Annotated in this window: 10 protein-coding genes; all 10 read left to right on the plus strand. The window is 38.7% G+C overall.

Going from position 1 to position 13945, the window contains the following annotated elements; all coding sequences use genetic code 11:
• Window positions 1-59: 59 nt before the first annotated feature.
• The 10 genes from BUC01_RS07460 (at window position 60) to BUC01_RS25095 (ending at window position 13927) form a co-directional block, all read left to right on the plus strand.
• Window positions 60-1220 (plus strand): glycoside hydrolase family 172 protein, encoded by a 1161-nt coding sequence (locus tag BUC01_RS07460; RefSeq protein WP_073313188.1) that lies wholly within the window; start codon window positions 60-62, stop codon window positions 1218-1220.
• A 13-nt stretch (window positions 1221-1233) separates the two neighbouring features.
• Window positions 1234-3312 carry a hypothetical protein gene (locus BUC01_RS07465; protein WP_073313192.1) on the plus strand — a complete coding sequence of 693 codons (2079 nt, stop codon included), beginning with the start codon at window positions 1234-1236 and terminating at the stop codon, window positions 3310-3312.
• 115 nt (window positions 3313-3427) lie between these two features.
• Window positions 3428-5455 (plus strand): formylglycine-generating enzyme family protein, encoded by a 2028-nt coding sequence (locus BUC01_RS07470; protein WP_083595447.1) that lies wholly within the window; start codon window positions 3428-3430, stop codon window positions 5453-5455.
• A gap of 98 nt (window positions 5456-5553) precedes the next feature.
• Window positions 5554-6702, plus strand: a complete 1149-nt coding sequence (locus BUC01_RS07475; RefSeq protein WP_083595448.1) for a glycoside hydrolase family 26 protein — start codon at window positions 5554-5556, stop codon at window positions 6700-6702.
• Between the two features lie 12 nt (window positions 6703-6714).
• Complete coding sequence (locus tag BUC01_RS07480; RefSeq protein ID WP_073313201.1) at window positions 6715-7698, plus strand: family 43 glycosylhydrolase; 984 nt, start codon at window positions 6715-6717, stop codon at window positions 7696-7698.
• A gap of 13 nt (window positions 7699-7711) precedes the next feature.
• Window positions 7712-8896 carry a glycoside hydrolase family 172 protein gene (locus BUC01_RS07485; RefSeq protein WP_025832551.1) on the plus strand — a complete coding sequence of 395 codons (1185 nt, stop codon included), beginning with the start codon at window positions 7712-7714 and terminating at the stop codon, window positions 8894-8896.
• 100 nt (window positions 8897-8996) lie between these two features.
• Window positions 8997-10922, plus strand: a complete 1926-nt coding sequence (locus BUC01_RS07490; RefSeq protein WP_083595449.1) for a glycoside hydrolase family 172 protein — start codon at window positions 8997-8999, stop codon at window positions 10920-10922.
• A complete protein-coding gene (locus BUC01_RS07495) occupies window positions 10922-12439 on the plus strand; it encodes an ADP-ribosylglycohydrolase family protein (protein WP_073313204.1) in 1518 nt (505 codons plus the stop codon). Before BUC01_RS07490 ends, BUC01_RS07495 begins: the two co-directional genes overlap by 1 nt.
• Window positions 12440-12473: 34 nt before the next feature.
• Window positions 12474-13541 carry a PHP domain-containing protein gene (locus BUC01_RS07500; RefSeq protein WP_025832550.1) on the plus strand — a complete coding sequence of 356 codons (1068 nt, stop codon included), beginning with the start codon at window positions 12474-12476 and terminating at the stop codon, window positions 13539-13541.
• 74 nt (window positions 13542-13615) lie between these two features.
• The gene (locus tag BUC01_RS25095) at window positions 13616-13927 is read left to right on the plus strand and encodes a hypothetical protein (RefSeq protein ID WP_217653889.1); all 312 of its coding nucleotides are present in this window, start codon (window positions 13616-13618) and stop codon (window positions 13925-13927) included.
• Window positions 13928-13945 lie beyond the last annotated feature (18 nt).

Raw genomic sequence — 13945 nt, forward strand, 5'->3', positions numbered from 1 at the left:
TCCGTTGCTGTTTTTAACGTCCTGTTATTAAAAAAAATAATAGAGATAGACTCAAGAATATGAAAAAAATCATTTTAACTCTTATCTATTGCCTCTCTATATGGGGAGTATCGGCACAAAATGAATCGTTCAACGGACTGGACGTACACATGGGCAACCTGTTCCGGCTGTCTGACGCCAAGACTCGCTCCATCTGCCCCGAAAATTTTACTGGTGAGAAAGGTAAAGGCGGTATGGCTCAAGTCAGCGACCGCGGGAAACGGAACATTGCTAATGCGGCATATGCGGCAAGAGACCTTGGTGAAGGCTGGAAAGTGAATCCGTACATTATCATAAACTCCAAAGAGACCATCACTATTGCTGAAATGGAAGGACCGGGTGCCATTCAGCACATTTGGATGACTCCTACCGGAAACTGGCGATTCTCCATCATCCGCATTTATTGGGACGATGAGAAAGAACCTTCGGTAGAGTGCCCCGTGGGTGACTTCTTCTGTATGGGTTGGGGGGTATATGCTCCACTTTCTTCTTTGGCAGTTTGTGTCAATCCCGGCAGTGCTTTCAACTGTTATTGGACAATGCCTTTCAGAAAGAAATGTAAGATTACAATTGAGAATATGGATGAAGAGAAATCAATGAATTTATATTATCAGGTTGATTATACATTGACGGATGTACCTGAAGATGCGGCCTACTTCCATGCTCAATGGAGAAGAACGAATCCCAATCATACATCGGACTATACAATTGTTGACAACATTAAGGGAAAAGGTCACTTTGTCGGTACTTACCTTGCATGGGGGGTAAACAACAATGGATGGTGGGGAGAAGGAGAAATCAAGTTCTTTATGGATGGTGATAAGAAGTTTCCTACAATATGTGGCACGGGTACAGAGGACTATTTCTGTGGTTCGTATAATTTTGATCGGGGAGGTCAATACAAAGAATTCTGTACTCCTTATGCCGGTTTACATCAGGTGATCAGACCAGACGGTACTTACAAATCCCAGCAGCGTTTCGGATTGTATCGCTGGCATATTACAGACCCTATCCGATTTGAAAAAGATTTGAAAGTTACTATTCAAGATTTGGGCTGGCGTGCAGGAGGTCGTTATTTACCTCAAAAGTCAGACATCGCATCTGTTGCATTTTGGTATCAGACGGAACCTCATAATAAGTTCCCAAAAATGGTTTCCTGGGAGGAACTTGAAGTTAATTAAAAAGTGAAATGTTATGAGATATTCTGTTGCTATATTTATACTGTTGTTTCTTTTGTGCGGATGTTCGTCATCGAGTGTCCGTGAGCAATATAGTTTGAAATTGAAAGAGTTTCCTATCGACTGTGGCTCATTGATAAAGTCAATAGAGGTCGATAGGTTGGGAGATGCGGAGTTTTCATCGGAAGTCATGCAAGTGGATGAAAATATGGTGAAAGTAAATATCCGTTTCAACCTTAAGGGGGATACTGTCAAACAGAATGATTGGCAGGTGCGGATAAAGCCGGCTTTCAAACCAGTATTCAACTGGGCACCTCATTTGACTCCTACAGTTAATAATATTATTGACCAGCATGTTTTTCGTTCGCCTGCGCTTATTGCAACAGACCAACAGCAGGGTATTGTAATCATACCTGATTTAGATATACTGTCAAAGTCTGGCAAAAACAGGTGGTATATGGATATGGATGCGGAGAATAATATTCTTTCGTTGGGCATGTCTGCGAGCAAGATATCTGACCATGTACTATATGAACGTCAGCCTGGAGCAGTTTATGAGGGCGGTATTGTGGAATATGGATTTTATATAATCAAATATTCCGAAAAGCAAGAGTTGGCAAATCCATTTCGTCTGCCACTGCAGTTTATGTGGAACAAGTGGGGACACGACCGGTTGGTGAAATTGTCTTCTGAAGATTTTGAGCCTTATGTAAAATATGCCTACAACTGGGCGTTCAATACTTGGAAAGAAAGTGTTTGGCAGGAATTTACACTGAATGGAAGAAAAGTGGGTGCACCTGTATTTATTGTAAATACGACCCAAAGCCCCAATTATCCGGGTGAAGTGAATGAACGGGAGTTTAGGTCCATTTGGAATCAGGCTTGGTTCAGTTCTTTGCGCTCGGCAAGTGGATTGTTCAGATATGCTAGACGGACTGCTGACAAAACGCTGTTGGAGAAAGCGAATCTGACTAAAGAACTGGCATTGTCATTCCCGATGAAAGACGGATTTTTCTACGGTCTTGTTGGTACCGATATGTGTGAGGTAGAGATAGACGGGAAAAAGTATAATCGTTCCAAGGGTTGGGACCATTATTTTTGGGGTAACTCCAATCGGAATCCGTTTACGTGGGATGCCAAACAATCTCCTTTCCATATTTTGGATATGAGCTGGACTGCATTGCTGATGCTTCGTTGGCATGAAGAATTGGAGAAGGATGAACGCTTGTTGACTTATGCTGAGACTTATGCACGTGCATTGTTGGGTGTACAATATGAGAATGGATACTTTCCGGGATGGCTGGATGTGGAGACTTTGAAACCTACTGAATTTTTGAATGATTCACCGGAGTCATCCATGTCTGTGACTTTTCTGCTTAAACTTTATGAAATAACAGGTAAGGAAGAGTATAAAGAGGCAGCTCTTAAGGGAATGAATGCTGTTAAAAGTGTAATTTCAGAAGGACGTTGGGAAGATTTTGAAACATATTGGTCGTGTTGTCGTATTGGAACTCCTGATTATATAGGGAAGAAAGTTGCAAGGAACAATATGTATAAGCAATGTAATTTCTCCATGTTTTGGACTGCTGAAGCATTACTTGAGTGTTATCGCATAACCAACGATGATGAGTATCTTAAATTGGGTCAACGCGTCTTGGATGAATTGTTGATGACACAAGCGTCATGGCAACCGCCTTATATTTATGTAAATGGAGTAGGAGGATTTGGAGTTATGAATGCTGATGGTGAATGGAATGACTCAAGAGGCAGTCTGTTTTCAGAACTTATCTTGCAATATGGCAAACTGCTGAATATTCCCGAGTATAAGGAAAGAGGGCTCTGTGCTTTGAAGACGGCTTTTGAAATGATGTATTGTCCTCAAAATCCTGAGGCAAAACAACAATGGGAAAAAGTCTGGCCATTTTTTAATAAAGAAGATTACGGCTTCACAATGGAAAACTATGGACATGGCGGCAGTACCTCACCGGAAGGAGAGGGCATGGGAGAGTTTACGATATATGACTGGGGAAATGGTGCGGCTTCCGAGGCTTATAATCGTATCTTGGACAAATTTGGTGCAGATGTTTTGCGTTAATAAAGAAACTGTATGCATTCTGTGTGGGGGAGTTGTCCCTCCCTCATACTGAAGATAGTGGCTTATTGTATATCAGATTTTGTATTGTTATTCTTTAGATTCAAATTCAATTCAGATGAATATATATGAAAGAAATATCATTGTCTCTTGTGTTTTATTCATGATTTTCTCGCTGGGAGTTTCGGCACAAGTTACAGAATTGACGGTTAACCAGCCTCCAATTATACAAGCTCCATCTGATTCCTCCCAATGGGCAAGTTTCAGAAAAGCTCTTTTGGATTGGCGGGTACAAATACATGAGAATATAAACTACGACGCTTCTCTTTATGACCGAGAAGATTTTCAATGGGTGAAGTCTGCTTTTAATTGTTGCTTTCTGATGATGTACGATCAGAGTTTTTATGATCGGAAACGGAATTGCTATACTGTTGAAAAAATATTAGCAGAAGGACGTGAGCGTTTTGGTGGATATGATATTGTTGTGTTGTGGCATGCTTATCCACGCATAGGGCTTGATAATAGGAACCAGTTTGATTTTTATCGGGATATGCCTGGTGGATTAACAGCATTGAAGAAAGTTGCAGAGGAGTTGCATGAGCAGGGTGTCAAAGTTTATATCAACTATAATCCATGGGATACAGGTACACGTAGAGAAGGTACTCATGATATTGATGCGTTGGCTACTGTTATAAAGTCTATAGGAGCTGATGGCATATTTCTGGACACTATGGACCGTAGTTCTGAGGAATTTCGTCAAAAGCTGGATATGGCTCGAATGGGAGTGGTTCTTGAAAGTGAGTTGGCACTTCCTATAGAAGAAATATCAACCCATCATATGTCTTGGGCACAATGGTTTGCCGACTCTGCCGTGCCGGGAATTCTACGTAGTAAATGGATTGAGCCCCGCCATATCCAACATGGGATTAGCCGTTGGACCGGAGATAAGTCCAAGGAGTTACAAACAGCTTGGATGAATGGAAGCGGGATGATGATTTGGGAAAATGTTTTCGGGCAATGGGTAGGTTGGAGTCCGCGTGATTGTTATATACTTAAAACCATGTATGGAATTCAACACTATTTCTCACATATATTCACGTCAAACAAGTGGATACCTTTGGTTAATAATACTCTGTTGCCTAATGTTTATGCAAATCTTTGGTATGATGACAATTGCCAATTATGGACATTAGTCAATAGGGCCTATGTACAAGCTGAGGGACCCTTATTACAGATTACACCTGATAGAAATTATGTTTATTATGACTTAATAAAAGGGCAGGAAGTGTTTCCAAATGAATCTGGTATAATAGAGGGACAGATAATACCACGGGGCATAGGCTGTATTCTCGCATTTAAGAAAAATCGACTACCTGACAATTTTGATGAGTTACTCTCATCGCAAGCTACTATTTATAAAGAGAAGACGTATAATATTGAATATCCTCAATTGGAGGCTATATTAAAACCCGTATCTGCAACGAAACCATATAAGAATGTTCCTCGGGATATGGTTGTAGTAGATGGGTATGAAGGAGAAATCCCCGTCACCTTTAATTGTAGAGAGATTGGATATTACCATTCGTTGGAATATGATTTTATCAATAGGGGGCCTGTTGTCCCTCATCAGAAAGTTACTTTTTCACGCAATGTAATAGTGAAACGTATTGCAATTGATTCATCTCCAGTAACAAATGCTCAGTACAAAGAATTTCTACATGCAACGAACTATCAGCCTCGTTTTTCTGAGAATTTCCTGAAGCATTGGATTAATGGCGAGATACCAGTGGGTACAGAACAAGAGCCGGTAGTGTACGTTGACTTGGATGATGCAAGGGCTTATGCTAAATGGGTGGGAAAACGTTTGCCACGGGAAGAAGAATGGCAATTGGCCATAAAACAGGCTAAAGGTAAAAAACAGGAAATGCACTCGAATACATGGGAAATGACAGAAAGCGAATACAATGATGGACGTAATCGTTTTTGCATACTCAAAGGAGGAAGTGAATATAAGGCTGAAGGTTCTGATTGGTATTTTGACGGTGGTTTTCAAACTGAAGATTTTGCAGCAAAACAACTGTTGCTATATCCAGGTATTGATCGTTGCTCTACCGTTGGATTTCGATGTGTTGTAGATCTTGATTGAGATTATTAAAAAGGCTATGAAGTATTTAAACTGAATGTTTTCTGATACTTATGCTATAACTTATAAAATATAACGTTTAATTGTAAAATAATATAGATATGAATATAAGGCTAAAAAGATTGTTTTCTTTTATGATAATGTTTTTTATAGCAAGCTTTGTGCTTGCTGGGGAAGAACTTGAGAATATAAGAAGTAGAGCAGTTGATACACTGATGACTGATGAAACTGCAGTATTGTTTTACAATATACTTCAAAATCAAGGTAAAGGTACAATGCTTGGACAGCATGATGGTGTATGGATGGAAGAAGGGAAAAAGATAACCGGACATATTCATAAATTATCAAATAGATTACCTGCTGTTGCCAGCTATGATTTCATGTTTGTAACAAATGTCAATAATACAGAAGGTTCTTGGTATAGAATAAGAGAACATGAGATACGGGAACGGATAATTGCTGCCAATCGTGAAGGGATTTTGATTACGATGTGCTGGCATTACAACGATCCGTATACACAAAAAACATTTTATACAAAAGAGTTGCCGACTGAGGAGCTTAAAATGATATCGTTTAAGTCAATACTTCCGGGTGGGCAAAATCATGAACGCTATAAGAAAGATTTGCGGAAAGTAGCAGAATTTTCATCATCTCTTCGTGATGATGACGGTAAATTAATTCCTTTTATATTTCGACCTTTTCATGAATTTGACGGGGAATGGTTTTGGTGGGGAGCAGCCTACAATGAACCGGAAGAATTTAAGGATTTGTGGAGATTTACAGTACACTATCTGAGAGATACTCTGAATGTTCATAATATGCTTTATGCTTTCTCTCCTGATATAAAATTTGATTCTCGTGAGGATTATCTATTGCGTTATCCTGGCGATGGCTATGTTGATATATTAGGTTTTGATGATTATGAAGACTTCAAATATGATAAAAAAAGGACGAATGAAGCTCGGAAGAGAATCCGTATTGTTGGAACCTTGGCAAATGAGAAGAAGAAGCCTTGCGCATTGACAGAAGTGGGATATTTTATTAAAAAGGATAATCCGCAAAAAGTAGACATTGAACGAATGGAATATTTATTAGAAACTATTTCTGATATGTACGAATATCTTTCTTATGCTGTATTTTGGGGAAATGGTGGAGGTGTATATTGTATACCCACACAAGGTGATGCCGGAGAGGAAGAGTTTAAATCTTTTCTAAGGCAACCATTTATTCTTTTGAATGATAATAAGTAAAACAATAAATTTATGAAAAAGAAACTATTGGCTGTGTTTTTGTTCTCTGCTACAACCATGTTGTGTGCACAGACCTTACAGACTTCTAACAAGTACTTTGAAGTCGGAAATTTCAAAGAAGTACACAATCCTGCATGGGGAGTGACTGATGATCCATGGTGTATCAATGACCATACTTTTATTTATGATAAAAAAAAGAAAAAATGGCATGTGATTGGTATAACACATGCCCGAAAAATGGATTATATAAAAGATCCTGGGCTCAATCTACTTCATATTTCGGCAGATAGTCTGTTTCAGACTCCGTGGGAGGTTCATCCTCATGCACTGACTGCTGATTTTAAAAAATATAAGGAATCAGTTCTTTGGGCTCCTCATTGTGTACACCATAAGGGGAAATATTACCTGTATGTGTGTGCCGGATCTCAAAGCGGTGCACATGTTCATGATTCATACCAAATGAATCTTTATATATCCAAAAATTTGAAGGACTGGGAAAGATATAAGCAAAATCCATTGTTTGTGGATGGATTTGATGCACGTGATCCGATGATCATCAGAGATGGTAACCAGTGGATAATGTACTATACTGCAAACTCTACACCAATGGGAGGAAATCATGTCATTGCAGCTTATGTTAGTAAAGATTTACTTCATTGGTCAGATAGGACAATCGTTTTTGTCCATTCCCGAAAAGGAACTTTCGGAGGGCCTACTGAGTCTCCTTTCGTAGTGAGACGTGGTGATAAATATTATATGTTTTTGTGTGATGGAGGGCATACAGATGTATATGTTAGTAATGATCCGTTACAGTTTGAACAGGCTGACTTGATAGCGGAAATAAATGATTGCCGTGCCTCTGAACTAATTAGGGATAAAGCAGGAAACTACTATATTAGTAGTGCCGGATGGTTCAATGGAACATATGGGTTAAAAATAGCTCCGTTTATTTGGAAAGACGGATTGGAAAATGAAACGAGCAGTTTAAATTTCTAAATAATGTAGTAGTATGAAAAAGTTGTTTTTGATTCTATCCGTTTTTATCGGATTATTATTTGGCAATATTGATTGTCAAGCTCAAAAAGTGGGAGGAGAACTCGGTAACTTGGCTGCAATTAAAAAAGGTTTTCGTAATCGTAGAATAAGTAGTACTGATAAAAGTGGTAACAATGGTGATTGGATAGATTCAATAAAGCCTGGTGATAAGTGGAGTGTGAATATTTCGGGCGCGGGGATTATAAATCATATTTGGTTTACGATTTCTCCAATGAATATCATGAGAAACGACCTTATATTCAGAATTTATTGGGATGGAAAATCCGAACCTTCTGTGGAAGCACCTCTTGCAGCCTTCTTCGGTAACGGTTGGGATGAATATTATGAATTCGCTTCTCTTCCATTGGCTGTAGGTCCTCAAAGAGGGACTGGGCTTGTCTCTTATTTTCAGATGCCTTTTGCCAATGGGGCCCGGTTAGAAATAGAAAACCAAAGTGATGAAACTATTTCCCGTCTTTATTTTTATATAGATTATGTGGAAATGAAAAAGTTACCAGGTGATTTAGGCCGTTTTCATGCATGGTACAATCATGAACTGACGGATGCATTACCCGAGGGCGAAACTGAATGGGGGTTAGTAGGAATGCAGACTAACAATGTAGATGGTGCCGGTAATTATTTGTTTGCAGATATCAAAGGTGAAGGGCATTTTGTGGGAATTAACTATTATATGCACTCTCCTTCACCAATGTGGTATGGAGAAGGAGACGATATGATATTTATAGATGGTGAAGAGAAAGCGTCATTGTTGGGAACTGGTACGGAGGATTTCTTCAATACCTCGTGGTGTCCTAAAACCATCTTTGCTCATCCTTATTACGGATATGCACGAGTGAACAATGATAATGGTTGGTTGGGAAGGACGCATGTATACCGCTTCTTTATTGCCGATCCTATTTATTTTAATAAATCATTCAAAGGTACTATTGAACACGGACATAATAACAACCTCACTTTGGACATCAGCAGTGTCGCTTACTGGTATCAGTCTGAAGCCGGTGTGTTGCCTCCTGCTCCGACCAAGGCTGACAGAGCTCCTAAAGCATTCATTCGGGATCAGGATATGCACCGCTGGAGACATGAATGGAGAAAGAACCGCGGTAATGGTTCCAAATTATGGGGAGATGAGGTGAAATAAAGAATTAGGTTGCTATGATAAGATTGATAGTAGTAGAGTACAAAAGGGTAAGAATATGATGGTGGAAAGATTAATTAAATGCAATAAATGATATACTCATATGATGAATAAACTTTTTTCTCTTTTTGCAGCTTTGCTATTTACTATGCAGAGCTTCGCACAAAGCGACTATTATAAATGGGAGTTACAGAATCTTTCGGATATTTCCAGATTAGCAGAATATCGTGTTGGAAAAATGCAACAACTATCCAGCTATGACAGAAGTGGAGGTAACGATGATGGCTTTTCCGGTAAATATTCTTATATCCGTAAAGAAGGTAACGATTTGGTATTAGCTGATATTAAGGGAGCGGGGATAATTAATCGGATATGGACCCCTACGCCCAGTAATGATACCATTCAGTTCTATTTTGATGGAGAGAAAGTTCCTAGAATAAACATGCCTTTTATTGATCTCTTTTCAGGAGAGACATATCCGTTTGTAGCTCCTTTATGTGGAAATGAAATAGGAGGTTATTATTGTTATTTACCCATTCCTTATGAAAAGTCCCTTAAAATTATATACAAAGGAGAAATAATGAAGTTTCAACAGATTCAGTATCGTGAATTAACTCATAAGGAAAAAATACAAAGTTTTTCTTGGGAATATTTTAACAGTAACCCTGTATTGTCCGAAATCAGCCAAACTTGGAAGCATATGTCTCTTTCCTCTCTATATAATGATGAAATTAAGATGCGGAAAATAAATTTCACTATAAAAGGGGGAAAAGAACAACAAATATTTACTTTACAACAAGGAGGCAGGATCGTAGGAATAGAATTGGATAGTGATTATAATCTGCAAAGTAAAAGTGATAAACTGATATTCAAAGCTAAATGGGACAATGAAAAAGAGAATGCGATCGATGTACCTTTTCAAAGTTTTTTTGGTTATGCTTTTGGAAAACCATCAATGAAATCCATGTTGCTTGGAGCTACTCAGGCTATGTGTTATTCTTATTTGCCAATGCCATTTGACGGTCAGGCAAATTTGTCTGTAGAATATAAAAGTGGCAATAAAGAAGAGGAAATAACTCTTTCAGGACGAATTTATTATACAGAAAAACAAAGGGACAAGCGAAGAGAAGGAAAGCTGTATACACAATCACGGAGAGAATATTTGCCTGAGCCGGGTGTACCTTATACTATTGCTGATGTTCAAGGAAAAGGGCATTATATAGGAACGATACTTATTGCACAAGGGTTGAATGAAGGTATGACTGAATATTGGGAAAGTGATGATTGTTCATTCATTGATGGTGAAATGAGAATGCATGGAACTGGTTCTGAAGACTACTTTAATGGGGGCTGGTATGCTGTGACCGATCGATGGGACAGAGGGATTAGTTTGCCTATACATGGTTCTTTGTTGTATGACATAAAAACGGCTCGTACTGGCGGGTATCGTTTTTACTTATCGGATAAGATCAATTTTAATTCTTCTTATGTACTGACCATTGAACATGGTCCTGAAGGGAATAAACTGGATGTGGATTATACCTCGGTCGGATTATTCTATGCAGATAAGCCGCAATTTAAGAATCAGTATTTAACCCATGTTGTCAATGAAGTTCCGCGTAGGGATATATTGTTACCTCAGGATATGACAATGCGCCTTTATTGGTTCACTCAGGCTTCATTCAACGGCAGCTCGATGATTATTTCATCAAAGCGTGAAGACCATTGGACCACTAATATAGATTTTGAGGCAGTGCCCATGGTACAATTTGACCTCACTGGAATGGATAATGGGAAATACAAGGTAACTGTTGTTCACACCGGTAGTAATGAGGCCAGACCATTTTCTGTATGGCAGCGTACTAATCAGGTTTCCGAATGGATATCGGGCAATAATAATGTCCAAACTACTTCTTATGCAGGTGAAATAGAAATATCAGACCAAATTAAGACATTAACCCTAAGAAAAAAGAAAATGGATAACACTGAATTACAAATAGATTATCTCATCTTTGAAAAAATAGAATAATGAAAACAACGGAATTATATTTAAAGTTTGTTTTAGTGATTGTAACTCTATGTTCATGTACTCATACATCTTCTGTAGGAAATGAATACCTATATATGAGTAAAGATGAGTTGAAGGATAAAATCAAGGGGGGATGGGCAGGTCAGACCATTGGGGTTACTTTTGGCGGACCTACAGAATTTAAATACAATGGCACCTATATTCAAGATTACCAGCAGTTGTCTTGGAGCAATGACCGGATAAAGAATACGATGCTCTCATGGCCCGAACTGTACGATGATCTTTATATGGATCTTACTTTTGTGGAAGTATTTGACCGTTTGGGCCTTGAGGCTCCAATTGATTCATTTGCCTATGCATTTGCCAATGCCGATTATATGTTATGGCATGCCAATCAAGCAGCCCGTTACAACATTTTAAATGGTATTCTTCCTCCCCAATCCGGTAATTGGGTGAACAATCCACATGCAGATGATATAGATTATCAGATTGAAGCCGATTTTGCCGGTTTAATGTCACCCGGAATGCCTAATGCCGCTTCTGATATTAGCGATAAGATAGGACATGTTATGTGCTATGGCGATGGTTGGTACGGTGGAGTATATGTAGGGGCAATGTACAGCCTTGCTTTTGTGTATAATGATATTTATACCATTGTGACAGAAGCCTTGAAAACAATACCTGAACAGACGACATTTCATCAGTGCATATCCGATGTTATAAGATGGCATAAGGAATACCCGGATGACTGGCATCAGACATGGTTTGAAATACAGAAAAAATGGTCAGAAGACATTGCTTGCCCCGAAGGAGTATTTGTGCCTTTCAATATAGATGCAAAGGTTAACGCTGCCTATGTAGTAATGGGGCTGCTCTATGGAAATGGAGACTTTACAGAAACTCTTGAAATAAGTACTCGCGCAGGGCAGGACTCAGATTGTAATCCGTCAACAGCCGGAGGTGTTTTGGCTACCATGATAGGATATGACAAAATTCCTGCGTATTGGAAAAACAGTCTTTCTGAAGCTGAACAGATGGAGTTTAAATACACGAATATGTCTTTGGAAAAAGCTTATGAAACCAGTTTTAGGCATGCTTTATTAATGGTTGAACGGAATGGTGGGATTATAGAGGAAGACAGCATTGGTATCCTTGTTCAAAATCCGGAAGCAGTACGGTTTGAACAAAGCTTTTCTGATTTGAAACCTCGAAAGAAAGAAATATTCTGGCATCCTATAGATAGGGAGATTTCCTTTGAATTTGAAGGTACAGGCTTTGCTTGGCGGGGGGAAGCTGTAAAGAACTCCAAAGAAATGGATGAATATGTATTTGAGGTGACCTTCTATTTGGATGATAAGAAAATTGAACGCTGTATTCTCCCTACTTCCTATAAACTTCGCAAACACGATTTAATTTGGAAGTATAATCTGCCTAACGGGAAACATAAAGTAAAAATGGTCATTAATAATTCCCATCCGGATTACACAATCTATTCATGGGATTATGTGGTTTTTTAAAAGAAATGTTTAAATTTTAGATGGTGTTTATATTATGAAAAAGTATTATTTGACTTTATTGTTGTTTTTTCCTGTATTGTTATTTGGGCAATTAAGGAACAGTGATGTTTACAAGTTACCCGAAATGGGCAAAGAAAACATCCGTGAGAATATTAATATCCCTGGTTTTGACGGTTATGAAACATTGAAATGTGATTTCCATATTCATACTGTTTTTTCTGATGGTAAAGTGTGGCCGGATATCAGAGTAAATGAGGCTTGGCAGCAGGGACTGGATGCCATAGCCATTACAGACCATATTGAGTACCGGCCTTTTAAAGATAAAGTGTTAGGTGACCTGAACGAAAGTTATAATATAGCCAAGGGGCATGCCGACCATTTGGGATTTATACTTATAAAGGGAGCTGAGATTACACGTAATAAGCCGATAGGACATCTCAATGCCTTGTTTATCAATGATGCTAATAAGCTTGCTTTGGAAGACCCCATTGATGCCTTGCATGAAGCCAAACGACAAGGAGCATTTGTCATGTGGAACCATCCGGGCTGGCCTGATGATAAAAGTACTTTATATCCGGTTCATGAACAATTGCTCAAGGATAACTTGATAGATGGAATTGAGACCTTCAATTTCTTGGAGTATTATCCTCTTACTTTTGATTATGCCAATGAGTATAATTTGGCTTATATGGGCAATTCTGATATTCATCACCTAATCACGGAAACTTATGGTGGGGAGAAGTTGGCACGTCCCCTGACATTAGTGTTCTCTTCTGAAAGGTCGGAAAAAGGGATAAAGGAAGCTTTATTTGCCAGACGTACAGCAGTGTTATTCAACGGTTCTTTGGCAGGAAAAGACGATATACTCAGAAAACTTTTTAACGCTGCGGTGCACGTCAAAAAAATAGAGAATAACAGTGGATATACAGAATTGAGTAATACTTCAGACTTGAATTTCATTCTTCTGATTGGCAATTATCGGTATTGCTTGTCCCCTAACAAGACTTTACGTTTGAAACTGCCGGAAACAGGCAGGGTTATAGTGGAAAATTGTCATACAGGGAAGGATTCCAAATTGGAATTTATCCTACCACTGCAGTAATAATCAATGAGACGACTTATGAAACGCTGGTTGTTATCTGTTTTACTCTTACTGGCAAGCAGTGTAGCGTCAAAGTGGCTGCGAATGGAATAGTAGAAGTATGGTTGCCATTGATAGAAGAAGAAAAGACTCTTCTAAAAAAAGAATGCGAAGTTCTAAAAGAACTTCGCATTCGCGAGATGAAAAAAGGATTGAAAAAGAAACAGTTTATATATTGGTTAGGTGAGGTGTTTTTCTTTTTTTCCGGTGAACAAACTACAAAAGAAGGAGTATACTCCCCCTTTCTTAGAAATCAAGCTCTGATTATTGGGCACTGTCCACAATTTTGTGTAAATAGAAAACTTCAGGATTCGGGTTTTATACTTGAATCCTGTTTTCAAATATAGTAATAAATTGGTTAAATA

This window comes from Bacteroides stercorirosoris (assembly GCF_900142015.1).
Classification (GTDB): Bacteria; Bacteroidota; Bacteroidia; order Bacteroidales; family Bacteroidaceae; genus Bacteroides; species Bacteroides stercorirosoris.